The sequence below is a fragment of the Janthinobacterium aestuarii genome (assembly GCF_051380835.1).
Lineage (GTDB): Bacteria > Pseudomonadota > Gammaproteobacteria > Burkholderiales > Burkholderiaceae_D > Janthinobacterium > Janthinobacterium aestuarii.
Window position 1 is genome coordinate 112,006 of record NZ_JBNYXU010000010.1, and the last position, 26,894, is coordinate 138,899.

The 26,894-nt window shown below is 61.5% G+C and carries 12 protein-coding genes; 5 read left to right on the forward strand and 7 right to left on the reverse strand.

Translation table 11 applies throughout. The features are described from left to right. Positions 1-138: 138 nt before the first annotated feature. Positions 139-2,985 (forward strand): TonB-dependent receptor, encoded by a 2,847-nt coding sequence (locus ACQ4WO_RS23325; RefSeq protein ID WP_436483429.1) that lies wholly within the window; start codon positions 139-141, stop codon positions 2,983-2,985. A gap of 172 nt (positions 2,986-3,157) precedes the next feature. On the opposite strand, the gene tldD is transcribed toward ACQ4WO_RS23325, so the two are convergent. Genes tldD through ACQ4WO_RS23340 form a run of 3 tightly spaced genes read right to left on the reverse strand, consistent with a single transcriptional unit; the run spans position 3,158 to position 9,664 of the window. Then, positions 3,158-4,618, reverse strand: a complete 1,461-nt coding sequence (gene tldD, locus ACQ4WO_RS23330; RefSeq protein ID WP_436483430.1) for a metalloprotease TldD — start codon at positions 4,616-4,618, stop codon at positions 3,158-3,160. A 24-nt stretch (positions 4,619-4,642) separates the two neighbouring features. Next, positions 4,643-5,443, reverse strand: a complete 801-nt coding sequence (locus tag ACQ4WO_RS23335; RefSeq protein WP_268991801.1) for a carbon-nitrogen hydrolase family protein — start codon at positions 5,441-5,443, stop codon at positions 4,643-4,645. A 30-nt stretch (positions 5,444-5,473) separates the two neighbouring features. Beyond that, positions 5,474-9,664 carry a YhdP family protein gene (locus tag ACQ4WO_RS23340; RefSeq protein WP_436483431.1) on the reverse strand — a complete coding sequence of 1,397 codons (4,191 nt, stop codon included), beginning with the start codon at positions 9,662-9,664 and terminating at the stop codon, positions 5,474-5,476. Positions 9,665-9,899: 235 nt separating this feature from the next. Between ACQ4WO_RS23340 and glnE the strand changes: the two genes are divergently transcribed. Further along, positions 9,900-12,653 (forward strand): bifunctional [glutamate--ammonia ligase]-adenylyl-L-tyrosine phosphorylase/[glutamate--ammonia-ligase] adenylyltransferase, encoded by a 2,754-nt coding sequence (glnE, locus tag ACQ4WO_RS23345; protein WP_436483432.1) that lies wholly within the window; start codon positions 9,900-9,902, stop codon positions 12,651-12,653. Between the two features lie 13 nt (positions 12,654-12,666). Continuing rightward, on the forward strand, positions 12,667-13,431 hold the full coding sequence (locus ACQ4WO_RS23350) for a YoaK family protein (RefSeq protein WP_139090166.1): 765 nt from the start codon (positions 12,667-12,669) through the stop codon (positions 13,429-13,431). Positions 13,432-13,612: 181 nt separating this feature from the next. Here ACQ4WO_RS23350 and gap read toward each other — a convergent pair whose 3' ends face one another. Beyond that, positions 13,613-14,623, reverse strand: coding sequence for a type I glyceraldehyde-3-phosphate dehydrogenase (gene gap, locus ACQ4WO_RS23355; RefSeq protein WP_046685413.1), 1,011 nt, complete (start codon positions 14,621-14,623; stop codon positions 13,613-13,615). Between the two features lie 76 nt (positions 14,624-14,699). After that, positions 14,700-16,697: a transketolase gene (gene tkt / locus ACQ4WO_RS23360; RefSeq protein ID WP_436483433.1), complete on the reverse strand. Its 1,998-nt coding sequence runs from the start codon at positions 16,695-16,697 to the stop codon at positions 14,700-14,702. Positions 16,698-16,885: 188 nt separating this feature from the next. Here tkt and ACQ4WO_RS23365 point away from each other — a divergent pair, with 188 nt between their 5' ends. After that, positions 16,886-17,611 carry a 16S rRNA (uracil(1498)-N(3))-methyltransferase gene (locus tag ACQ4WO_RS23365; RefSeq protein WP_436483434.1) on the forward strand — a complete coding sequence of 242 codons (726 nt, stop codon included), beginning with the start codon at positions 16,886-16,888 and terminating at the stop codon, positions 17,609-17,611. A gap of 140 nt (positions 17,612-17,751) precedes the next feature. On the opposite strand, the gene ACQ4WO_RS23370 is transcribed toward ACQ4WO_RS23365, so the two are convergent. Further along, a complete protein-coding gene (locus tag ACQ4WO_RS23370; protein ID WP_436483435.1) occupies positions 17,752-20,814 on the reverse strand; it encodes a TonB-dependent receptor in 3,063 nt (1,020 codons plus the stop codon). Between the two features lie 1,492 nt (positions 20,815-22,306). Between ACQ4WO_RS23370 and ACQ4WO_RS23375 the strand changes: the two genes are divergently transcribed. Then, positions 22,307-23,938 carry an NAD(P)/FAD-dependent oxidoreductase gene (locus ACQ4WO_RS23375; protein WP_436483436.1) on the forward strand — a complete coding sequence of 544 codons (1,632 nt, stop codon included), beginning with the start codon at positions 22,307-22,309 and terminating at the stop codon, positions 23,936-23,938. A 79-nt stretch (positions 23,939-24,017) separates the two neighbouring features. On the opposite strand, the gene ACQ4WO_RS23380 is transcribed toward ACQ4WO_RS23375, so the two are convergent. Beyond that, the gene (locus ACQ4WO_RS23380) at positions 24,018-26,768 is read right to left on the reverse strand and encodes a TonB-dependent receptor plug domain-containing protein (RefSeq protein WP_436483437.1); all 2,751 of its coding nucleotides are present in this window, start codon (positions 26,766-26,768) and stop codon (positions 24,018-24,020) included. Positions 26,769-26,894: the final 126 nt, after the last annotated feature.

Consider the following 26,894-nt stretch of genomic DNA (forward strand, 5'->3'; position numbering starts at 1 on the left):
CAACCACGCCACGCCAGCCATTCTATCGACAACAAGCAAGACACTACTTGATCTAGATCTACTCTCGGCATCGCCGCACGGGCAAAACTCAAGGACGCATCGACGATTCCTGACTGCCTGACCTTTCCGGAGAACCGCATGATCCCTACACCATCCTTACCATCCGCTACTTTTTCACCACCCAGACTGGGCCTGGCGCTGGCCAGTGCGCTGCTGAGTCTACCCGTCCTGGCGCAGGAAGCTGCCCCCGTTGCCCGCGTGGAAATCACCGGTTCGAACATCCGCCGCGCGCAAGCGGAAACGGCGTCGGCCGTACAAACCCTGAACGCGGCCGACATTGAAAAATCGGGCAAGTCCAGCGTAGCCGAACTGCTGCAGACCCTGGCCGTCGACAACCAGGGCTCGGTGCCCACCACCTTCGGCAACGGCTTTGCCGCCGGCGCTTCCGGCGTGTCGCTGCGGGGCCTGGGCACGGCCTCGACCCTGGTGCTGCTGAACGGGCGCCGCGTCGCGCCGTATGGCTTGGCCGACGATGGCCAGAAGGTATTTGCCGACCTGAACATCATTCCCCTGGAAGCGGTGGAACGGGTGGAAATCCTCAAGGATGGCGCCTCGGCCATCTACGGTTCGGACGCCATCGCCGGCGTCGTCAACGTGATCCTGCGGCGCGACTACCAGGGCACGGCCATCAAGGGCAATTACGGCAAGACGAAGGAGTGGGACGGGCGCGACGCGCGCGCCGCCATCACGCACGGCTTCGGCGACATCGACAGCGACCGCTACAACGTGCTGCTGAACCTCGAGTACAGCGAAAAAGCCGCCATCTGGAACCGCGACCGGGCCGGACGGGGCGCCGTGGGGCGCGGCGACTTGCGCGACCTGGGCTTCAGCGCGCAGGAGTCGCTCAGCGGCGCGGGCGCCATCACCACCAACAACGCGGCCGGCAGCGCCGTCAACGGCAATGTGCGCAATCCCGACACGCTCGACTACTACAACCGCGGCAACCTGGCCGGCGTGGGTTTTACGCGCACCTTCCCCGGCGCCGCCTGCGGCAACTTCACCACGCATCCGCAGGGCGACCCGGGCGGCGGCTGCCTGACAGATGCCGCGCAGCAATACAGCCAGATCCAGCCGAAACAGAAGAACATCAATTTCTTTGGCCGCGCCGCCTGGCAACTGACGCCAGCGTTGCAAACGTATGCCGAATTGAACGTGTATCACAGCGAATCGCACTCCGCCACCACGCCATCGGGCATCAGCGGCTCGGTCGGCTACCCGGGCGGCCCCGTCAGCAATGCGGGCGTATCGCTCGGCGCGGCCCACCCGGACAATCCGTATTTCGGCACGGCGGCGCGGCTGCGCTACCTGGCGGCCGACGTGGGGCCGCGCCTGTCGGAAGTCAATTCCACCTTCACGCGCTTTGTCGCCGGCATCAAGGGCACGGTGGCGGGCTGGGATATCGACAGCGCCCTGCTGTACTCGCAGAACAAGGTGTCGAACGACTTGAACGGCTACCTGCAGCGCGACGTCGCCTTCGCCCTGCTCAACCCGACCGCCGCCAACGTGGCGGCGGCCAGCCTGAACCCTGCGTATGCGGCCCTGCCGGCCGGCAGCCTGTGGCGCATCGCGGAAAACGCGGGCCTCAATTCGCCCGAGCTGTACGCGGCCCTGTCGCCGCGCATCTCGAACGATGCCAAGACGCATATTGCGCAGATCGACTTCAAGGCCAGCCGCGAGGTGGCCAAGCTGGAAGGCGGCGGCCTGGGCGTGGCCGTGGGCGCGGAATTCCGCCACGAATCGACGGAACTCAAGCCCACCACAGGCACGGAACGGGGCAATATCATCGGCCTCGGCTATTCTGCCTACAAGGGCAGCCGCAACGCCTCGGCCATCTATGCCGAGGTGCTGGCGCCCGTGCTGAAAACCGTCGAGCTGTCAGGCGCCCTGCGCGCCGACCATTTCACCGACGTGGGCAATTCCTACACGCCGAAAGTGGGCGTGAAATGGACGCCCATGCGCGAACTGGCCCTGCGCGGCACCTTCGCCAAGGGCTTCCGTGCGCCGAGCGCGGCGGAAAACGGCGTCGGCGGCCTGGCCGCGTTCTCCACCGCCAGCGATCCGCTGCGCTGCGCGCTGGGCGTGGAAGTGGCGTGCGATCCCGCGCCGATCGCCGTCATCACCTCGCCCAATCCGAACCTGTCACCGGAGCGTTCGCGCAGCTTTTCCGTGGGCGCCGTGTGGGACCCGCTGCCGCGCAGCAGCATTTCCGTGGACCTGTGGCAAATCCGCCGCAAGAATGAAATCAACCAGGAGCAAACGGATGCGGCCATTGCCGCCGGCAACGTGGCGCGCGATCCGTCCACGGCCACCGGCATTGCCGGCGATCCGGGCGCCATCACGGCCGTGCTGGCCAACTATGTGAATTCGGCACAAACAACGGTGCGCGGCATCGATATCGACGCCCGCCAGCGCTTCAACCTGGGCGGCGACTATGGCAACCTGACCTTCGACCTGAAGTGGACGCATCTGTACAAATGGCTGCGCACGGAACGCGATGGCACACAGCGCGATTTTGCCGGCACGCATGGCAATTGCGACGTGTCCAACTGCATGGGGACACCCGACGACCGCATCAACCTGGGCGCCACCTGGGAGCGCCAGAACTGGCGGGTCACGGCCAACGTCAATTACCGCGCGCCGCTCGACAACATACTGTTCAAGAATGACCCGGACGGCTGCGCCACGCATTTCGCCGATGGCACGGACGCGCCACGCGGCTGCCGCATCGCCTCGTTCACGACGGTGGACCTGACGGCCCGCTGGCTGGCCACGCCCAAGCTGGAAGTGTTTGCGACGATACAAAACCTGTTCGACAAGATCGCCCCGCTCGACCCGCTGACGTATGGCGCCACGGGTTACAACCCGCTCGACTACGCGGGCGCGGCGGGACGCTTTGTCAGTGCGGGGGTGAAGTACAAGTTCTGAGAAATCCAGCAGCCGTGTTGGCACGGCCGGTAGTATTGGCGTGATGGTGGTGTCGGGTTACGCGCTTTGCGCTAACCCGACCTACGCGAGCGCCATGTCAGAAAAAAGTAGGTCGGATTAGCCGGGAGGGCGTAATCCGGCAATCGCGTTGGCCTCACAGTGTCCCAAAAAATTAGGCAGTCCCGCCAACCGTAATACCATCGAGGCGCAAGGTCGGCTGCCCCACGCCCACGGGCACGCTCTGCCCTTCCTTGCCGCAGATGCCCACGCCGGAATCGAGGCGCATGTCGTTGCCGATCATGGAGACGCGGTTAAGCACGTCCGGGCCGTTGCCGATCAGAGTCGCGCCTTTCACCGGATAGCTGAGCTTGCCGTTTTCGATCATGTACGCTTCACTGGCCGAGAAGACGAATTTGCCGTTCGTGATGTCGACCTGGCCGCCGCCGAAGTTGACGGCATACAAACCGTTTTTGACGGACGCAAGGATCTCGCCCGGATCTTTGTCGCCACCCAACATATACGTATTCGTCATGCGCGGCATGGGCAGGTGGGCGAACGATTCGCGGCGCGCGTTGCCGGTCACGGACATCTTCATCAGGCGCGCATTCATCGTGTCCTGGATGTAACCTTTCAGGATGCCATCCTCGATCAGGGTCGTGCACTGCGTGGGATTGCCCTCGTCATCGATGTTCAGGGAACCGCGCCGGCCAGCCAGGGTGCCGTCATCGACCACGGTGACGCCCTTGGCGGCCACGCGTTCACCGACGCGGCCCGAAAACGCGGACGAACCCTTGCGGTTGAAATCGCCTTCCAGGCCATGGCCGATCGCTTCGTGCAGCAGGATGCCGGGCCAGCCCGGTCCCAGCACGATGGTCATGGGGCCGGCGGGCGCGGGGCGCGCTTCCAGGTTCACCAAGGCCGAATTGACGGCGTCCGTCGCGTATTGTTCCAATACGGCATCGCTGAAATAGTCATAGCTGAAACGCCCGCCACCACCGGCCGAGCCCGTTTCGCGGCGGCCATTCTGTTCCGCGATCACGGTCAACGACACGCGCACCAGCGGGCGGATGTCGGCCGCCAGCACGCCGTCGCTGCGCAACACCAGCACCACGTCGTATTCGCCGGCCAGGCCCGCCATCACTTGCACCACCCTGGGGTCTTTCGCGCGCGCCATCTTTTCCACGCGCTCGAGCAGCTGCACCTTGGCCGTGGCATCGAGCGAGGCCAGTGGATCGTTGGGCAGGTACAAGGAACGTCCGCCTTGCGGCTGCATCTGGCCCGCGATCTTGATTTTGCCGGTGCCCGCGCGCGCGATCGTGCGCGTGGCCGCCGCCGCTTCCAGCAGGGCCCGTTCGGAAATGTCGTCGGAATACGCAAACGCCGTCTTGTCGCCGGACACGGCCCGCACGCCCACGCCCTGGTCGATGGAAAAGCTGCCCGTCTTGACGATGCCCTCTTCCAGGCTCCAGCCTTCGCTCTTGGTCGACTGGAAATACAGGTCTGCATAGTCGACCTTATGCGTAAACATCGTGCCCAGGGCTTTGAGCAACTTGTCTTCGTCCAGGCCGAACGGCGTGAGCAGGATATCGCGCGCCACGGCCAGGCTGGACAGATTGGGTTCAAATGGAATCATGGCTATCTTTTCTCAACATTCAAGTTACATGGTCCGGTGGGTGAGCGCGGGCAAGGACTCCCTCACGCCAGCCAGGAACACCAGGTCGATCTCGCCGCTGACCACGCCCTCGCCTTCGGGCAGCACGGCGATCACTTCGCCCCACGGGTCGATCAGCATGCTATGGCCCCAGGTGCGCCGGCCGTTCGGATGCAGGCCGCCCTGCGCCGAGGCCAGCACATAGCACTGGTTTTCGATGGCGCGCGCGCGCAACAGCACTTCCCAGTGGGCGCTGCCCGTCGTATGGGTAAACGCGGCGGGCACGACGATCAGCGCGCAATCGCCCATGGCGCGGTACAGTTCGGGAAAGCGCAAGTCGTAGCAGATGGACAAGCCGACGCGGCCGAACGGCGTCTCGATCGAGCGCACTTGCGCACCGGGCACGATGGTGCGCGATTCATTGTACGACTCGGTGCCGCGCGTAAAACCGAACAGGTGGATCTTGTCGTAGCGGCCGGCCGGCTCGCCTTGCGGGTCGTACACCAGCGTCGTATTCAAAACCTTGCCTTCCTGGCCCGAGATCAGGGGCAAGGTGCCGCCGATCAGCCAGATGCCGTGCTGGCGCGCCATCTGCGCCATGCCATCCTGGATCGGTCCGCTGCCGGGCTGTTCCGCATGCGCCAGCTTGTCCGTTTCCTGCTTGCCCATGATGGCCCAATATTCGGGCAGCACCACCAGCTGCGCGCCACCGGCTGCGGCCTGCGCCACCAGGCGCCGCGCCGTGGCCAGGTTGTCTTCCACGGATGGAGAGGAAATCATTTGTACTGCTGCGACTGTATGCATCATTGCCACCTCTTATCGATTCGAAGGCCTCGCCTACTTCGCCACGGCCTCCACCGCCGCAGCGGCAGCGGCAGGCACGGCGACAGCTTCCAATTTACCACCATCGAGCTTGGTCACGACGGGCGATTTCCACGGGCCGGCGATCTGCATATGGTACGTGAGCGCCTTCATCACAGGCGCACGCAGGAACAGCTGCGCCAGGAAACTGCCCAAGCCGATGACGGGATTGACGGCCAGCGCATACACGAGCGGCCCCGTTCCCAGGTTAAATTCAGGGATCACCACCACGTGCAGATTCGTCGTTTCATTGGCGATATCGGCTGTGCCATCCATCAGCACGGTGGCCGCCACGCCATGCATCTTGAGGTTGTTCGTCGTCACCACGCCGCGCTTGATGCTGGCGTTGGCCGTGATGCCGTCAAAAGCCAGGCCTTCGGAAAACACGTCGTGGAAATCGAGCTTCAGCAAGCGGGGCAAAGCTTGCAGGCTGAGCACGCCCAACAGCTTGGCCGCGCCCGGGTCCTGCTTGAGGAACTGGCCCGATTCCACATTCATCTCGATCTGCCCCGACAAGGTGGGAATGTCGAGCGAATACGGCAAGCCGTTCCAGGCGATGTCGCCGCTCAGGCGGCCCTTGCCGCGGCGCACCGTGTCGACAAAGCCGAAGCGGTCGAGCAGCTTGCCCGCATCGACGATGTCGAGGCCGAAACGCAAGCTGGTCGTGCTTTGCCCATCCTTGATGACCCATTTGCCACTGCCGCTCAGCGCGCCATCAGCGTTCGACAGTTGCAGCTTGCCCACGCGCCACTCGCGCCCGCCCGTCGCCATGGTGTTATAGGCCTGCAACTCCAACCGGCCGATCTTCTTGTTGAACAGCTCGAATTGCTCGGCGACGATATCGAGCGAAGGAATCGACTGGGCGCCGCTTTTTCCTTCCAGCAAATTCTTCACATCGTTGGCGGCCGACTCCGGAATGATCAGCGACGACAGGCGCGCCGTCATCTTGCCCAGGCCGGACGGCGTTTCCAGCCACGTCACATAACCCGACACCTGTTTCGCGTCGATATTGGCTTGCCACACATCCTTTTGATGCGTGGCGCCCACCACCACGTTTTCCAGCTTGCGCTCGCCCAGCATCAGTTCGCTGGCGCGGGCCGCCATCATATCCGGCACCACGTATTGCGCGATATCGGGCGCATCGTCGGCGGCACCGCTGTCGGCGGACGCCGTGGCGTTGCCGGCGATCTCGCTGCCGGCGGCAATCCAGCTGTCCACGTCCAGGGTTTTCATGTTGACGTTGAGCATCATGCCGCTGTCCGGTTCCGGTGCCGGCACATTCACGCCGATGCCGCCGCGCAGCAGGCGCCAGGCATCCTTGCCCTGCTTCTGGCGCTGGTAGCGCGCAGCGATGCCGGAGCCCAGCGCAATGCGGATATCGTCCGTGCGCAAGCCGGCGCCATTGGCCGCATTGCCCGTCAGGGTGAATTTCACGGGCAAGCTGTCGCCGGCGGGCTTTTTCAGGGGAGCGGGGAAATCCAGGCCCAGGCCCGTCAGCGGCGACTCGACATTGACCACCACCTGGTGGTCGCGCGCCGTGATCAAGCCGTTGTAGCGCGCGCCGCCATTCAAATGTTTCGCCAGGCGCTGCAGCACGGGCGCCGGATAGGTCTTGCGCAAGCCGTCGATGGTCATGTTACCGGCAATTTTCACCTGGATGGAGCTGTCCGGCTGCGTGCCGCCCGAGATGGCCAGCGGCCCGCCCAGCAGGCTGCCATTCAAGCCATTCAGGTTGACGCCTTTTTCGTTGAACTCGATCTTGCCCTGCGTGCCCAGCACGGGCGGCATGTCGTGGAACAGCACCACGTCGTTGCCCGCCAGTTGCAAGCTGCCCTGCACGGTCGACTCGAGCATGCGCTCGATCGGCAAGTGCAATTTGAGGGCCAGCTTGGCGTTGCCCGTCGCCGTCGTTTCATCCGTGAAATGCTCGATCCAGCCCAGCACGGGGCTGGCCGTCACGTACTTGAGAAATTCCTGCATCGGGCCGGCCGCGTTGCCGTCGATATCGAGCAAGGTGTCGAAAACGGTCAGGTCGGGGATCACGGCTTTGACGTTCGTCAATGCCACGCCGCCCGTGGTGGCTGTGTCGCCGCGAATTTCCATGCGCGCCCGCTCGAACACAAAACTGCCCTTGATCTTTTCCGCCTGCGGCCACAGGGGCGCCTTGCCCGCCAGCGGGCCGCTTTCCGCAAATTCGCCGGGCGCATAGTTCAGCTTGCCATTCTCGATCTTGCCGGCAATACGGAAGTCGCCACGGTTGCGCTGGGCGGGCGTGTCGGCCTTGAACGGAAAATGCTCGAGTTCGCCGCGCAGGCGCAGGCTGACATCGTGCGCCATGCCGCCTTCCAGCGCGCCCGTCAGCCAGTGGCGCAGATGCTCGGGCGTTTGCAGCGGCAGATAGCGGCCGATGGTGTTGATCTCGAAATTATCGATCGTGCCCGTCAAGTCGACCTGGCCCAAGTTCTTGCCGTCGAGCGGCATCCGGTGCGTGCCTTGCAAGGCGACGCGCAAGCCTTGTTGATTAAGATCAAGCCTGTCCAGGTCGACTTGTAGCATATTGTCTGCTTGGAAAGCCCAGCGCGCCTCCATTTCGAACTGTTCGAACGGCAAGGCCGGCTCACTCAAATAGGAGGCCAGTTGCAATACCAATCCCCGTGCATCGATATCGACCTTGCCGCCCTTGTCGCTGGCGTCGATACTGCCAGTCAAATGTTCGAAACCGGGGATAGCCGGTGCGGCTGCCTGCGCGGGGCCGGTCGCCGTCTTCGCCACGGCCAGGCGCACCGGCTGCGCGTTCAGACCCAGATCGATGAACTTGCCGCGCAAACGGTAGCTGGCCGGTGTCGCCATTTCGCCTTCCCATTGCGCGGCAAAATCCTGCAAACGCCCGCGCGGCGCCAGGGCGTCGAGACGCTGGCGCTGCTGTTCGCCCAGCGGCAGCTTGTCGGCCAATGCGGCCAGGGTTTGCAAATCGAGCGACTTGGCCGTGATTTCCGTGCGCGCCGGCTTGCGCTTGGTGGCAGCAATGAAACGCTCGGACAAGGTCGTGGGCGGCAGGCTCAGGCCGTCTCGGGTTTCCACCGCGAAATTCGTCAACTCTACCTGGTGCCCATTCGCGCCAAACGTTGGTTTGCCATCGGGTGCCTGCGCCGAGAGCTCTTCTTTTGCCGAAATGCGTCCGCTGACCGACAGCAAGTCGAGCGGCGCGATATGCTCGCCCAGCTGCGCCGTCACATCCGTCAAACCCACGTCCGCCGTGAAACCGGCCAGGCGCGCGTGATCCAGGCTCAGCCAGGCGCGCAAGGCGCCCTTGCCCTGGCTCAGTTCGAACGGGTAATCGAGGTAGCGGCGCCAGGCGGCCAGGTCGGCGTTTTTCAGGTCGGCGTACAGCTCGCCCTTCCACATCGACACATCGGAGATGCGCGTGCTGAAAGGCGGATGCGTGAAGTGAGCGCGCACATCGATGGGTGCGGCCAGACTGTCCGGCGGCATGGCCTGCAAGCCCAGGCGGTGGCTGCGCCAGCGGTTGCGCAGCAGCAGATTGACTTGCGATAAAGCCAGCTCGGGTGTCCCACGCACCTCGTCCGTCCAGCGCACCTTGCCATCGCGAATGATGATGTCATGTTGCGACAGCAGCCAGTCGGCACCCTTGCCATCACTGCCTTGCGTACTGTCGATCAACACCCCGGCCACGTACAGCTTGCCATCCTTGCTGCGCCGCACATCGAGGTCGGGCCGCGTGATTTCCAGGGTAGTAAAGCGCACGGAACCGAGCACGCTCCACCACGACACGGTAGCCGATATGCTCGGCAGGCTCAGCGCCTGGCGGCCTGCCTGGTCACGCAGGGTCACGTCGCCAAGGAAAAGATTCGGCCGCACGCCATGCCAGGAGGCATAAATACGCGCGATGCTGACAGGGTTGCCCAGCGCGCGGCTGGCCGCCCGCTCGATATCACCTTTGTAATAATCGATATTCGGCAGAATCGCGTAACGCAGGAATAAAAACAGCACGGCGAAGGCGAAATACGCGAGCAGAACCAATTTGATGGTAAAACCCAACACATGGTGGGTGGCCAGGTTGGCCATGCGATAGGCGGCACGCAGCCGCTGCCAGCGCAGAGCCAATGGCACATGTTCTGTCACGCTTGCTTCTGGCGGTTTTTGCATCAATAAGCTAATAAACTGGTCCGGCGTCAAATAATGGCAAAAATCGTCTGCATTCGTGGTGCGCGCCTGCCCCCTTGCGCTTGCGTCTGAGCAAAGCCTCCCTTACCATCGTCCGGAAGAGCAGGCACTACCGGCGGTATTGGGCCGGCGGCACAATTTTACCGCATCCCCCGCCGTTCGCAGCCAAGTTAAACAAGAACATGCACGCCGCATCCACGAGACACTTACCGATACCATGAGCACACAGCCTTTGATTTCCGCCTCCCGTTTCTACCAGCGCTGGCTGGACGCCGCCCCCGAGCGCGCCGCGCAGGTAGCCCAACTGGTGCGCGCGCCGTTGGACGGGCTCGATTTTGCCGCCGAGCTGGCCGCCCAGGCGAACGCCGCCACGCCGCCGCTGCCGCCCGAGCGGGCCATGCGGCGCCTGCGCAACCTGCTCGTCTGCGGCCTGATCGCGCGCGATCTGGAAGGCCGGGCCGACTTGAACGAAGTCGTCACTGCCATGACGGGCTTTGCCGATTTCGCCATCCGCACGCACGTGGACGCCATCATGACCGAGATGGTGGCCCTGCACGGCATGCCTGTCGGCGAGGAATCGGGTGAGGAACAGGCCTTGATGGTGCTGGCGATGGGCAAGCAGGGTGGCGGCGAACTCAATGTCTCGTCCGACATCGACCTGATCTTCGTCTACCCGGAAGATGGCGACACGCAAGCGACCCAGCCGGGTCAGCGCAGCCTGTCCAACCACGAGTTTTTCATTCGCATGGGCAAGAAACTGATCGCCGCTCTGGCCGAGATCACGCAAGACGGTTTTACTTTCCGCGTGGACATGGCCTTGCGCCCGAACGGCAACTCGGGCCCGCTGGCCGCCAGCCTGGGCATGGTGGAGCAATACCTGATCGTGCAGGGCCGCGAATGGGAGCGCTACGCCTGGGTCAAAGCGCGCGCCGTGACGGGCAAGCCGGAAGATATCGCGTCACTTGACGCCATCGTGCGCCCGTTCGTCTTCCGCCGCTACCTCGATTTCGGCGTCATCGACGCCATTCGCACCATGCACGGCCAGATCCGCGCCGAGGTCAACCGCCAGGAACGGCTGCATCCGGACCGCAGCAACAACGTCAAGCTGGGCCGTGGCGGCATCCGCGAAATCGAATTCCTGGCCCAGGTATTTCAGTTGATACGGGGCGGGCGCGACGCCGAGCTGCGTGACCGTTCCACGCGCGCCACCCTGCGCACGGTAGCGGACAAGGGGCTATTGGAACCGGCCATCGTGGAACAACTGCTCGGCTCCTACACGTTCCTGCGCAACCTCGAACACCGGCTGCAGTATCTTGACGATGCGCAAACCCACACCCTGCCCGCCAACGAGGCCGACCGCCTGACCGTGGCGCAGATGATGGGCTTGCCCGACACTGCCACCCTGCTGGCCCAGCTGGAAGCGCACCGCGTGTTTGTCGCCGGCCAGTTCGACGAGATGTTCAGCGACAAGAGCAGCGGCACGCCGCCGGCCGACACGGGCATCGACCCGCAAACGTCGAACGACTGCGCCGCCTCGGACCAGCAAGAAGCCATCGAAGCGCGCTTCGCCGCCCTCGGTTTCCATGAGCCGGCCGCCTGCGCGCGCCGCCTGCTGGCCACGTGGCAGGCGCCCCGTTTGCAGTCCCTGCCCGAGGCGAGCCGCACGCGCCTCGTCGCCCTCGTCAATTCCGCCCTGCCCCTGATCACCGATTGCTCCGTGTCCAACGGCAATGCCAGCCAGCTGGCCACCCTGGGCCGTCTGCTCGATTTCCTGGAAGCCATTGCGCGCCGCTCGGCCTACCTGTCGCTGCTGACGGAATACCCGCACACGCTCGAGCGCGTCGTGCGCATGGTGTGCGCCAGCGGCTGGGCCGCCACCTTCCTCACGCAACACCCGATCTTGCTCGACGAACTGTTAGACGAGCGCATCCGCAACACGGTGCCGGACCCGGCCGCCCTGGCGCTCGGCCTGCAGCGCCAGCTCGACGATGCCCCCGGCGACACGGAGCGACAGATGGATATCCTGCGCGAAATGCACCACGCGCAGCTGTTCCAGTGCCTGGCGCAAGACCTGGCGGGCGACCTGAGCGTGGAAAAGCTGGCCGACTACCTGTCGCAACTGGCCGACATCATCGTCGCCGCCACCGTGCGAGCCGTCTGGCAAACCTTGCCGACGCGCCACCGCGACGTGCCGAAATTCGCCGTCATCGCGTATGGCAAGCTGGGCGGCAAGGAACTCGGTTATGTCTCGGACCTCGACGTCATTTTCCTCTTCGACGACGACGACCAGGATGCGCCGGGCCTGTACGCCAAGCTGGCGCAGCGCTTCATTACCTGGATGACTTCGCACACCTCGGCCGGCATTTTGTTCGACATCGACATTGCCCTGCGCCCCGACGGCGCTTCGGGCATGCTGGTCTCCAGCGTGCAGGCCTTCGAGCGCTACCAGGGCAGCGCGGCCTGGGTGTGGGAGCACCAGGCGCTCACGCGCGCGCGCTTTTGCGCCGGCGACGCCACCATCGGCAAGCATTTCGAGCGCATCCGCGACACGATCCTGCGCAAGGAACGCCCGGAAAACGGCCCGCTCAAGGGCGAAGTGGTGGCCATGCGCAAGAAGATGCTCGATGCCCATCCGCGCCGCCCCGGCAGCTTCGATTTGAAGCAGGATCCGGGCGGCATGATCGACATCGAATTCATGGTGCAATACCTGGTGCTCCAGCATGCGGCGCAGTATCCGCAGCTGACGGCCAACTCGGGCAATATCGCCCTGCTGCGCCTGTGCGGCGAACTGGGCCTGATCGACGCCCAGCTGGCCGCCCAGGTCGCCGACGCCTACCGCGCGCTGCGCAAGCTCCAGCACCAGTTGCGCCTGCAAGGGCAAGACCTGGCCCGCGTGGAACCGGAACGGGTGCGCGTGCATGCGGACAACGTGATGCGCCTGTGGCAAGCCATCTTCGGCGCCACCGCCTGAGGCTGGCCCGGGCATGCCGCTCCATTACCTGTCCCGGCTGAGCGGATCGGCGCGCGATACGCAAGCCAATCTGCAGCTGGGCTGCGTGCTGGCGCTGGTGGCCGGCGCCGTGAATGCGGGCGGCTTTCTCGCCATCGGCGGCTATACCTCGCATATGACGGGCATCGTCTCGGGCATGGCGGACGACCTGGCGCTGGGCAATATCACGGTGGCCCTGGCCGCGCTGGGCGCGTGGCTGGCCTTTGTCAGCGGCGCGGCCGTGACGGCCATCATGGTGAACTGGGGCAAGCGACGACGGCTGCACAGCCAATTCGCCGCCAGCCTGATGCTGGAAGCGGCGTTACTGCTGATGTTCGGCTTGACGGGCAATTACCTGGCCACCATGCCCGACGTGCTGGGTCCCGTCACCATCTTGCTGCTGTGCTTTGTCATGGGCTTGCAGAACGCCATTATCACCAAGATTTCGGGCGCCGTCATCCGCACCACGCACGTGACGGGCCTGTCCACCGATATCGGCATCGAACTGGGCAAGATGGCGTATTACAACCGGCGCCACCTGCCGGACCGGATGGTCAAGGTCAACCGCGGCAAGCTCAGAACGCACAGCCTGCTGATCGCCTGCTTCTTCATCGGCGGCGTCAGCGGCGCCCTGGCCTTCAAGCACATCGGATTTCCCGCCGCCACCATCCTGCTCGCCGGCGTGCTGACCCTGCTGTCGGGCGTGCCCGTGCTGCGCGACTTGCGCCTGCTATGGCGCTTTTACCGCCGCCGCTTGTAGGTACACCTAACAAAACCTACTGCGCGTCGCGCTTTGCGGCCGGCGATGCTCACCGTACTAAAGTACGGTTGCGCTTCTCGGCCACAAATCACTGCCGCTCGCTACGGTTTTGTTAGGCGTCGCAAATTCACGAATGAAAAAAACGCCCCGAAGGGCGTTTTTTTCTTATGCGGTCAAAAAATTACTTGGCCGACATCAGTGCAACGGTGGTGTCGAGCATGCGGTTCGAGAAACCCCACTCGTTGTCGTACCACGACGATACTTTCACCAGGCGGCCCGACACTTTGGTCAGGGTCGAATCGAAGTTCGACGAAGCCGGGTTGTGGTTGAAATCGATCGAGACCAGCGGTTCGGTCTGGTACGTCAGGATGCCTTCCAGGGCGCCTTCCGAAGCGGACTTCATCAGCGCGTTGACTTCTTCCACGGTGGTGTCGCGCTTGGCGATGAACGACAGGTCGACCAGCGAGACGTTGATGGTCGGCACGCGGATGGCGAAGCCGTCCAGCTTGCCATTCAGCTCAGGCAGCACCAGGCCCACGGCGGCAGCGGCGCCCGTCTTGGTCGGGATCATGCTCATGGTGGCCGAACGGGCGCGGCGCAGGTCTTCATGCATCACGTCGGACAGTACCTGGTCGTTGGTGTAGGCGTGCACGGTGGTCATCAGGCCCGTTTCGATGCCGATGGCGTCATTCAGCGGCTTGACCAGCGGTGCCAGGCAATTGGTGGTGCACGAAGCGTTCGAGATGACGGTGTCGGTCGATTTCAGTACCGAGTGGTTCACGCCGAACACGACGGTCGCATCGACGTCCTTGCCGCCTGGTGCCGAAATGATGACTTTTTTCGCGCCGCCCTTCAAGTGAGCCGAAGCTTTCTCTTTGGTGGTGAAGAAGCCCGTGCATTCCAGCACGACGTCCACGCCCAGCTCGCCCCATGGGATTTCAGCAGGATTGCGCTGTGCGAATACGCGGATCGGATCGCCATTGACGATCATGTTGTCGCCTTCGACGGTGACCGTGCCCGGGAACTTGCCGTGCGCGGTGTCGTAGCGGGTCAGGTGGGCGTTCGATTTGGCATCGCCCAGGTCGTTGATGGCAACGATCTGGATATCCTGTTTCTTGCCACCTTCGTAGAAAGCGCGCAATACATTACGGCCGATGCGGCCGTAGCCATTGATTGCAACTTTGATCGTCATACTCTGCTCCTGATTAAAAAAGAAGGTACATGCACGGCCCCGACGAGCACATCGCCAGGACCGTTAAAAATCAATATTAGCCAGCGATAACGGCTTTCACCTTGGCGACGACGTTCTCGACCGTAAAGCCGAAGTGCTTGAACAGCACGCCGGCCGGGGCCGATTCGCCAAACGTGTCGATACCGACCACGGCGCCTTCCAGGCCCACGTATTTGTACCAGAAGCTGGTCACGCCCGCTTCGATGGCCACGCGCGGCACACCTTTCGTCAGCACGCTGGCCTTGTAGGCAGCGTCCTGGCGATCATACACGTCGGTCGACGGCATCGACACCACGCGCACATTGATGCCTTCCGAAGCCAGCGCGCTGGCGGCGGCGACGGCCAGTTCCACTTCGGAACCGGTGGCGATCAGGATCGCCTTGGCGTCGGCCACGTCGTTCAGCACATAGCCGCCGCGGTAGATGTTCTCGATCTGTTCGGCGCTACGTTCTTGATACGGCAGGTTTTGGCGCGAGAAGATCAGGGTCGACGGGCCATCCTTGCGGCGCACGGCGGCGCCCCAGGCCGCAGCCGACTCGACCGTGTCGCATGGACGCCAGTTGTCCAGGTTCGGGATCAAACGCATCGACGAGACGTGCTCGACCGATTGGTGCGTCGGGCCGTCTTCGCCCAGGCCGATCGAATCGTGGGTGAACACGAAGATCGAACGCAGCTTCATCAGGGCGGCCATGCGCAGGGCATTGCGGCTGTAGTCGGAGAACGTCAGGAACGTGGCGCCGAACGGGATGTAGCCGCCGTGCAAGGTGATGCCGTTCATGATGGCGCTCATGCCGAATTCGCGCACGCCGTAGTTGATGTGGTTGCCAGGCTGGCCCGAACGCACGGCCACGCACTCTTTCCAGTTCGTCAGGTTCGAACCGGTCAGGTCGGCCGAGCCGCCGAGGAATTCCGGCAGGGACGAAGCCAGCGCCTGGATGGCGTTCTGGCTGGCCTTGCGGGTAGCGATGTTTTCTTTCTTTTCCACGCAGGAAGCGATGGCAGCCGACAAGGCCGCTTCGAATGCCTGTGGCAGTTCGCCCTGCATGCGGCGGGTCAGTTCAGCGGCTTGCTGCGGGAATTCGCGGCTGTAGGCGGCAAAGCGCTCGTTCCAGTCCGCTTCCAGCAGGGCGCCCTGCTCTTTCGCATCCCAAGCCGCGTACACGTCGGCCGGCATCTCGAACGGAGCAGCATCCCAGCCGATGTATTCGCGCACGGCAGCGATTTCCTTGTCGCCCAGCGCGGCGCCGTGGACCTTGTCGCCGCCTTGCAGGTTCGGCGAACCCTTGCCGATGATGGTCTTGCAGCAGATCAGCGTTGGCTTCGATGCGGTCTTGGCGGCGGCGATGGCGGCAGCCACGGCGGCAACATCGTGGCCGTCGACGGCGCGGATGACGTTCCAGCCGTACGCTTCGAAGCGCGCCGGGGTGTCGTCCGTGAACCAGCCTTCGACTTTGCCGTCGATGGAAATGCCGTTGTCATCGTACAAAGCGATCAGTTTGTTCAAGCCCAGGGTACCGGCCAGCGCGCACACTTCGTGCGAAATGCCTTCCATCAGGCAACCATCACCGACGAAAGCGTAGGTGTAGTGGTTGACGATGTCATGGCCAGGCTTGTTGAATTCAGCGGCCAGCAATTGCTCCGACAGGGCCATGCCGACGGCGTTGGCGATGCCCTGGCCCAGCGGGCCGGTGGTCGTTTCCACGCCTGGCGTGATGTCGACTTCCGGGTGGCCCGGGGTTTTCGAATGCATCTGGCGGAAGGCCTTGATGTCATCCATCGACAGCTCGTAGCCGGTCAGGTGCAGCAGCGCGTAGTGCAGCATCGAGCCGTGGCCGTTCGACAACAGGAAGCGGTCGCGGTTCTGCCATTTCGGGTTCGCGGGATTGTGGCGATAGTGACCACTCCACAGGGCAACTGCGATCTCGGCCATGCCCATCGGCATGCCTGGATGGCCGGAGTTGGCCTTTTGTACAGCGTCCATTGCCAGTGCGCGGATCGCATTGGCCATTTTGGTAGTCGGGAGCGTAGTTGTCATGATGGTGTGGGTCAGTCGCGAGTTTGGGATTCGTGTGCAACAGCGCGGACAGGGAAGCCGGCTGCTTTCTGTAGTCAACTATTTTACCAGACTGGGGGGCCGCAAATTAGAATTGCGGCGTACTGCCCAGCCAAATGGCTATACTTTGACGTCTTTCCACCCCACTTACTCCCCCGTTGAGGATTTGCATGCCGCGTTTTTTCTGCCCCCAGCCGCTCGTCGTCGGCGCCACCGTCTCCCTGCCGGAGGCTGTCGCCCACCATATCCAGGTCGTGCGCCTGGCGCCGGGCGACGTCATCACCCTGTTCAATGGCGAAGGCGGCGAAGTGCAGGCGAGCCTGGTGGCGGTCGCCAAGCGCAGCGTGACGGCGCAAATCCAGGCGCACGTGGCGCGCGAGGCGGAACTGCCGTACGCCGTGACCCTGGCGCAAGCGCTGCCGGAAGCGTCCAAAATGGACTGGATCATCGAAAAAGCCATCGAACTGGGTGCGGCCGGCATCGTGCCGCTGTCGGCGCAGCGCTGCGTGGTGCGCCTGTCCGCCGAGCGGGCCGAGAAAAAACTCGCACATTGGCAAGGCATCATCGTATCCGCATCGGAACAGTGCGGACGCAACCGCCTGGCGCAGCTGGCGCCGCTGCAAGACTTCAATAGCTGGAGCAGCCAGCAAGATTTACATAAGCGCATCATCCTGACGCCGCGCGCGCAGCAGCCGCTGGCCGACTGGGCGCGCCACCAGCCGCCGCAGGCGATTACCGTCATGGTGGGGCCGGAAGGGGGATTTTCGGAAGCGGAAGAAAAGGCGGCCCTGGCCGCCGGCGCCATCGGTCTTTCCATGGGGCCACGCATCCTGCGCACGGAAACGGCGGGCCTGACGGCGCTGGCCACGCTGAATGCCTTGTGGGGCGGGATGTAAGCGTCAATGCGCATCACAGCCGCCTGTGCGGCTGGTGGCACACATAGCAAAAAAATGCCGCCCCCTGTTTGACAGGGCGCGGCATTTTTACTGAAATCGTGTCTTTTGCAAGCCGCCGGAAACCGGCGGCCATCACACAATTAGAACTTTTTATTGAACTCTGCGGTGAACTTCATCGAACGAGGTGCGGTGTAGCTCAGTACCGATTCATACAGAGCATAGCGTGCCTGGTTGGTGTTGTAACGCTCAACCACTTTTTGCGTGGTTTGCGTGTCGAACACATTGAAGATGTCCAGTTTAACTGCCAGGCCTGGCACATAAGCTGGCTTGTAGGACACGTTCAAGTCCAGGTTTTTGTCCCATGGCAGATTGCCCACGGCACCACGTGGCGAAGGAACGTTCTGATTGCCAGTTGCACCGAAGCAGTAGTGCGAAGCGGACTGATAGTTAAAGCCGATATCGTCTGCCGACTGCGTGTTCGGATTGGTACCGACGCACGAACGTGGGCGGCCCGAAGCGAGCAAGGCGGCGGCACCCACGGTCCACTCTGGGGTCACGTCGTAGAAGCCGTAAGCCTTGATCTGATGCTTACGATCATTTGGCAGGCGGCCATCCGCATAGCGCATCAGTGCTGCGTAATCCCAGGTCTGGGTAGCTGCAACGTCAGCCTGGCCAGTCGTGGTATCGGACAGCGTCTGACCTTCAGTATTGCCGCTGCTGCGCGACAGGGTGTAGTTGATCTTACCATACCAGCCGTTACGGTATGGATGCTCAGCAAACACATCAAGTGCAGCGTAAGTACGCTTGGCCTTGTCGAAGCCCAGGTCTTCTTTCGTCAGGTGGACGCGGGTGTAGTTGGACTGCGTACCTGCGAAGTCAACCAGGAAATCATTTGCTTCGCCTGGGTTGAACGATGCGCAGTTAAAACCGCCGTAGTTCGAAGTATCGATACCATTACGCTTGGCGTATTTTTCGAACACGCGGCCATCGCAGAAGTCATCGATCGTCGATTTCAGGGTACGGTAAGTAACCTTAGCACCGAAATTCAGGCTAGGGTTGTAGGCCTTTTCAAAGCCCAAGGTCAACTCATCCTGGTACGATGGCTTCATGTCCAATGCAGCAACGGTTTTCGGATCTTTTGCTTGACCGAATTCATTGTTTGCAGACAAGACATCCGTCAACTGGGTCAAGCCCGTTGGCGCGCCATGCGCATCCGTACCCGTGTAAGCGTAGTACTGGTTGGTGTTCAGCGAACCGTTTGCACCGCGCAAAGCGATCACGGTTGGCATTTGCAAGGTGTAACGACCAGCGCTACCAAATACTTTAAACGATGCATCGCCATTCACGTCCCACACTGCTGCTACGCGTGGTGCGTATTGGTTCTTCATCTCAATATACTTGGTGCCGTCCTGGTTGGCATTGTAGAAGCCCTCACGACGCAGACCTGCGGTCAGCAACACGTCCTTCGTCACTTGCCAGCGATCTTCAATGTACTGAGCATCCTGACCAGCGAAAGCATTCGATACGGTCGAGGACAGGACACGCGACACATAATAACCTTGCGATGCGAGCGGGCCCTGGCCTGCCAGCGCGCCAACTTGGCCGCCAGGAACGTCAAATGGCTTGGTAGGATCTGGTGTCTTGCCGTACAACCACAGTGCGCCACCGGCCAGAGCGTCGCCAGCGTCTGCCGAAGACATCTTGTTATTGTCCAGACCAGCACGCAGGGTGTGGTTGCCAATCTTGTATTCCAAATCCAGACGCTTGGACGTTACACGGTCGGTGGAACCATTGACTGGTTGATTGGTCGAGAACGGCTGACCACCCGAGTAGTTCAAGCCTGGCGCCTGATCCGCCTTTGCCGCAGTCACTTGTGCCAGCGTTGGATCGTAGCCTGTAGGCTCATAGATATGCTTGGCACGCGATTTACCATACAGGGCAGTGACCGTCAGGTTATCGGAAATATTACCAACGTAGCGCGCAATGTTTGCTTCGCCGCCGTTAGGGTTGAATGGGCCGTATTCTTCGTGGGTTGACGAGTTGACCTTGCTGCCAACGGCGCGGGTCGCGTAATCATACGAACGGAATTGCGTATTGGTCTCTGGCAAATCACCGATCGTAGTGAACTCGATACGATGATTATCGGAAATATTCCAGTCCAGTTTACCGTAGTAGCGCTCTGTGGTGGTCTTGTAATCGCGCCAACCGTTCTCGGTGTTCGTCAGCGCGGTACGGCCGCCGAAGACGCCATTGCTTTCCGCGCGAGTTTGCTCCAGTGCAACGAAACCGAACAAGGTATCCTTGATCAGCGGACCACCGACATAGGCGGAGTACTGTTTTTGCTCGAAGTCATTGTCTTCGCGGCGAATACGCAGGGTCCCGTCTGTTTGCGGGAAAACACCGGTATTGGCGTAGTACATGTCACGGGATTTAGCGCGCAACGACTTCGGTGCGATCGATACCAGGGCACCGGCTTCCCAGGTGTTGGTACCGGATTTGGTCGTGACGTTGACCACGCCACCAACCGAACGGCCAAACTCAACACCGTAACCGCCCGTCAAAACTTGAGCTTGAGCGATCGCGCCAAACGGGAGCTCCATTGCGCCCAATTGCGACAGCGGGTTGGTTACCGGGAAACCGTTGATGTAGTAGGCATTTTCCGAAGCGCCGCCGCCGCCGAAGCTGGCTCCGGCAGGATAGGTTGGGTCGCCACGGGTGGTGTTCGGGGAGAGTTGAACGATTGCGTCGACGTTACGTGCGATCGGCAACTTGTCCAGCTCGCGTGCGGTAAAGGTCGCGCCATTGGTCGAGCTCGAGATATCGATGCGGTTGCGACGTCCCGTCACTTGCACGGCCTGAACGCCGCCAGCAACAGGGAAAATCGCCTCGACGCCTTGACCGGCCAGCACTTCCAGCGATGTAGTGCCAACAACCGATTCGCCCTTCTTCAGCGTCACGGTATAGGTACCGATAGGCAGACTCGTGACACGGAATGCGCCGTTTGCATCAACTGCCGTGGAACGCGTCTGGTTGGTACCGTTGTTTTGCAACACGACGGTATCGCCGCTGCCGCTGCCGACCTTACCGAAAATGCTACCTGCTGCGTTCGACTGCGCCATGACGGGCGCAACGACCATGGCTGACATGGCGCCAGCGCTGAAAGCCAGCGCCAGCGCGCGAACTAAAACTGTTTTTCTCAACATGTGGTTTCCTAATTATTAGATTAAGCGTCTCTGGTAGAGTTGCTTGGTAAATTTAAGCACTAAATCATGTTTAATACGTTTTTATTTCCGGTTTTAGTTTTTAATGACTTGATACTCCCCCCGCCACTGATAGGACAGGCTTCAGACAAAACAGGAAAAACCTGCTTGTCTAAGCGATACATAAAACCATATGCTATTGTTCACTGTCAACATAGTAAAAAAAATATGATGCAAAGATACAACAAACTGAATTGAGTGGGAAAATGGCAAATGCGTCCAAGATTGTGCGGCAATGCACCAATTTGATGCGCTGCAAAAAAACGCATATTAATATGCGAAAAAGTATTGCTTGAAAAGCACGTGATACTGCGAGCAACTCGCACCCGCGCCCACAACCTGAAATGCCTGCCATGGCGCACCTGCGGCCCTTGAAATACCGTCTTTCAAGCAGACGAAACATGCGGAATGGCAGCAGGAATGTTGCGAATTGACAACACACGCCGCAATTGAACTATTCAAATTTGAAATTTTCAATTACATTGGATGAATATCTTTCACGAGAATATTTACGCTTGAATATAAGTTATTAATACACCAAAGATTACCAAAATCCCGAAGTGAAATTTTTATATTCAATATTAGAATAAAGAACAAATAGAAATACACTCCGAACTCCCTCCACTGGCAAATAAAAAAATCAACGCCATCCGAAAAGTCATATCTGGACAATCAAAAAAATAACGCAGAAATACAGTGCCCTCATCAATTAATGAAAGCCGCATTGAATAACATCTGCAGTTATTGAACACAATAATTTGAAATAAAAAGCAGGTTCAATGGCCGGGCCCGGCTCGCAGCTTCCGTCTCATGCGCGGAGGTTAAATGTGGCAACACCAGTAGCACGTTGACCCGCCATACCGCGATGGCAGCCTTTCGAAGGCTGCGGAAAATCTCCTCTCCCGCATCGCTGCAGCACTCCTTGTCCATTCAACTTGGCGAGAAATGCAGAATTTGGCTATACATATTGATATTCAATTTCTTATCGCAGCGTCAAAACTCTTCTGATCGACAAGTGCACGGGCATGTGTAATTTGATATCGCCAAAACAGCACACCACGCACAAAATGAGCAATATTTAAAAAGGCAAGGCACCCGGCCATCAAGCGTTCGGGGAGAGTTGGTCTATCGCATTGCAAATATCAGCCGTGGCGGCGAAACGACAGGCTGACGCACCCAAATGGTGCGCTGCGGAAGCTCGCTGTCATGCCTGCCATCGCGCCATGCATCGCGGCGAACCTGGTGTCGGGGGAGACGCCGCCTCCTTTGCTGAGGTCGGCTACCGACAACGTCCATGTGACAGGAAAATGGCCCAACATCCGCCCAGTACGCCATGCATTGCGTGCGAGAAGGAGTAAAATGCCGCCTTGCGCCGCGCCACGCGGCTGCCCACTCTCCGCTAAATACGGAGCCCTGCACTTTTCGGATAGACACCATGTTACGACTTAACGAAGTAAAACTCCCCCTCGAACACGACGAAGCGGCCCTGCCCGCCGCCATCCTGGCGCGCCTGGGCATCGATGCCGCCGATTTGCTCGGTTTTACCGTCTTCAAACGCAGCTATGACGCGCGCAAGCGCAGTGCCGTGGTGTTGATTTACTCGCTGCACGTGGACGTCAAGAATGAAGCGGCCGTGCTGGCGCGCCTGGGCCACGATATCCATTTGATGCCCGCGCCCGACACCGACTATAAATTCGTCGCCGGCGGCGAACAGCTGGCCGGCCACAGCAATGAACCGCGCCCCATCGTCATCGGCACAGGCCCGTGCGGCCTGTTCGTGGCGCTGATCCTGGCACAGATGGGCTTGCGCCCCCTCATCCTGGAACGGGGCAAGCAGGTGCGCGAGCGCACGGTCGACACCTTCGGTTTCTGGCGCAAGCGCGAACTGAATCCGGAATCGAACGTGCAGTTCGGCGAAGGCGGCGCCGGTACCTTCTCGGACGGCAAGCTGTACAGCCAGATCAAGGATCCCAAGCACTACGGCCGCAAAGTGCTGACGGAATTCGTCAAGGCCGGCGCGCCCGAAGAAATCATGTATGTGAGCAAGCCGCACATCGGCACCTTCCGTCTGGTCAAGATGGTGGAAGAAATGCGCACCAATATCGAACGGCTGGGCGGCGAATACCGCTTCAGCAGCAAAGTGGTCGATCTCGACATCGAGCCAGGCAGCGATGGCGGCCAGGTGCGCGGCGTGGTGCTGGACAATGGCGAAACCATCGCCAGCAACCACGTCGTGCTGGCCATCGGCCACAGCGCGCGCGACACCTTCGAGATGCTGCACCGCCGCGGCGTGTACATCGAAGCGAAACCGTTCTCGATCGGCTTCCGCGTGGAACACCCGCAATCGCTGATCGACAGCTGCCGCTTCGGCCCCAGCGCCGGCCACCCGATCCTGGGCGCGGCCGACTACAAGCTCGTGCATCACGCCAGCAATGGCCGCTCCGTCTACAGCTTCTGCATGTGCCCGGGCGGCACGGTGGTGGCGGCAGCATCCGAACCGGGCCGCCTGGTGACGAACGGCATGAGCCAGTACTCGCGCAACGAGCGCAACGCCAACAGCGCCATCGTCGTCGGCATCACGCCAGCCGACTATCCTGGCGACCCGCTGGCCGGCATCGCCCTGCAGCGCGAACTGGAAGAACGCGCGTTTGCCCTCGGTGGCGGCAACTACGATGCCCCAGGACAATTAGTCGGCGACTTCGTGGCCGGCCGCGCCTCGACGGAGTTTGGCAGCGTGGTGCCGTCGTACAAGCCGGCCGTGCACCTGACGGACCTGGCGCCGTCCTTGCCCGAGTACGCGATCACGGCCCTGCGCGAAGCTTTTCCGGCCTTCAACAAGCAGATCAAGGGTTACTACAAGGCCGACGCCGTGCTGACAGGCGTGGAAACGCGCACCTCGTCGCCGATCCGCATCAAGCGCCGCGACGACGACCTGCAAAGCCTGAACACGCGCGGACTATTCCCTGCGGGCGAAGGCGCCGGCTATGCGGGCGGTATCCTGTCGGCGGCCGTCGACGGCATCAAGGTGGCCGAGGCGGTGGCCCTGTCGATGGCGGCGCGCCGCTAAGCCCTGCCCTCCCCGCCCTGCGGCGGGACGAAAAAAAACCGGCACTCAGTGCCGGTTTTTTGATGCCTGCGTACCTTGCTTAAAACTTGTACGAAGCATTCAGGTAGCCAGTGCGGCCGCGCGGATCGTAGTAGCGGTCGTCATAGCCGAATTGCTGGCCGCGATTCGCGCCGGCCGTCGATGGCACGAATGGCGGGCTCTTGTCGGTCAGGTTCAGCAGGCCGGCGGTCAGGACCCAGCTCTTGCTTGGGGTCCATACCGTCTGCCAGTCGAGGGTCGAATAGAAACCCACCTGCATGCGGATCTTTTCCTGGCCCGTCACGGCGCCCGACGCGTCGAGCACGTCAACCGACGTTTCCTGGTCCTTGTAGCCGGACAGGAAGTTGACGGTCAGCGAGTTGGACCAATTGCCCGTTTTCAGGGTGTTCGTCCACTGGCCGCGCGTGCGGAAAGTCACCGAGCCCAGATCGGCGAAGTTGCCCAGCGCCGAATAATACTTGCCGTTGCGTTCCAGCTGCACATCCTCGCGCAGCATCTGCGTCGCGTTCAGCTGCGACGTGAACAGGCCGATGCCGGAGCGGTAACGGGCGCTGACATCGATATCGACACCGGTGGCAAACGACTTGCCCAAGTTCTGGTTGTCAGCCAGGAAGGCCAGGTAGGTAGTCCCCGTGCCTACGTCCTTGTTGACGCCCCAGGATTTCGGGAAGTTGGCCGGATTGGCAAATACCAGCTGTTCGGTCAGTTGGCCGAAGGAATCGCGGATCTGCACATGCCACAGGTCGGCGCCCAGGGTGATGGCGCTGATCGGCTCGTAACGGAAGCCGATGGTCGCCTGTTTCGATTTCTCAGGCTGCAATTCGCGGTTGCCGCCGGCCAGCTGGTCGTACTGGCGATTGCCTGGCTGGCATTGCGCATTGAGACGCGTGGCGATCGCCTGCAAGGCTGGCGAGCACGTGTACTTGTCGCTGGTGACGCCATAGCCGCGCTGCAAGGCGTTGACTTGCGGCACTGTCGGCGCATGGAAGCCATTGCCGACCGAACCGCGGATCAGCAAGGTGGGTGCCGGCGTCCACTTGAAGCTGGCCTTGGCCGTGGTCGCACCACCAAAGTCCGAGAATTCATCGAAACGCAAGGCGGCGCCCAGCTCCAGCTCTTTCAGCACAGGCGCGATGACTTCGCCAAAAATGCCCTTCGACGTACGGCTGGCGCTGTACGGCTGGCTGCTGGCCGCATCGCCGAAACGCTGGTCGCATTCCAGCCCTGTCGTGCCGCCGCACAAGGTGCCCTTCACGGGATCGGCCAGGATGCCTTGCGCAAACGGACTTGGCTTGGCGGAGAATTCCTCGCGGTTGATGTTCACGCCCATGCCCAGCATCATTGCGCCGCCAGGCAGTCGCCGCAGTTCCGTCGAGCCATTCAGGTTGATGGTTTGCAGGCGTGAAGTGCCGCCGTCCCAGTAACCGGAATATGCAGCCCCCTTGATGGCTTCCTGTGCCGCGGCCGATTGCTTGCCCGGGCCGACGAAGGGGTCGAGCAAGCCGCTCGACGTGAGGTTATTGACGGCAATGGCGCCAGGATAGCCGGAAATACTGCCTTTTACGCGGCTTTCTGAGAAGTTATAGGCTGCGTTATAGTCCCAGCCCGCGAGAATGCCGCGCGTGCCGACCACCACACTGGCAAAATCTGCCGTATCTTTCGAGGTACGCTGGCCCATGTCGAACAAGCGGTAGAACGCCGTGCTGTCACCGGTGATACCCGCTGGCACCAAATACTTGTCATGCAGCGGCGTGCCCGCATCGACGGCGATCGCGCCAGGTACGGGAGCGATACGCGAAGTCTGTTTGGTGCGTGACAGCAATACGTCCGCATACACTTCCTGGCCGGCGATCTTGAAGGTGCCCGACGCCATGAAGTTGTCCCGCTTGCGCTCCGGATAGATTTCCAGGTCCTTGGTGAAGTCATAGCCGCAATAGTCATCGACCAGGCCGCTGCCATCGTTATACGGTTCGATCACGCGGAACGTCTTTTCCGGGCAGGAACCGTTGGCCTTCTGGTAAGGGCTGATCAGCTGGCCATTGTCATCGGTGGCATTGGCAGGAATCGGGCTGGCCGAAAACTGCTGCTTCTGATAGCGCTTGCCATTGGCCGAGAATTGCACCTTGCCCGTGTTGGCGAACTTGCGGTCGACGGAAGCGAGCTTGTCGCGCTCGTCGTGGCCAAAGGTCAGCACCACGTTGTAGCCATCTTCGTCCAGGTTGCCAAAGCCCTTGGTGGCGCTGATGCGTTTCTCACGCGCACCGTTTTTGGGTGCGGAATAACCGATGGTCACATCACCGATCGTCGTATCGTGCTTGGTAATAAAGTTGACCACCCCGGCGATGGCATCGGCACCGTACAGAGCGGAAGCGCCATCGGTCAGCAGTTCCACGCGTTCAATTGCCGAGATAGGGATCGAGTTCAAGTCGAAACCGGCGGCGAAACCCGTCAGCGTCTGGCCGCCGAACTGGGCCAGGCGTTTGCCGTTCAGCAAGACGAGCGTACGCGTCTCACCCACGTTATGCACGGAGATACCGGAGAAGCCGAAGGTGCTGCCGCCAACCGAGGAACTTTCGCTGGTGGCACCCTGGGCGGAAGAGAGCTTCTTGACCAGATCGGTGACCGAGGTGGCACCCGATGTGCGGATGGCTTCGGCGGTCAGAACGGTGACCGGCAAGGCGCCTTCGGCCGCGATACGTTTGATCGACGAGCCGGTGACTTCGACGCGCTGGATTTGCGCATCGGCGCCCTGCGCATCTTGTGCGATCGCGGACTGCGAAACAACGGACATGGCGGCAACTACACCACCGGCGCAGACGATGCGAACAGCACGAGATATGACGGTTTCTTTAAGCATGGTGAACCCTTTTTCATTTGTACGGTTATATATGACTCCGGATTTGCTACCCGGATTGCA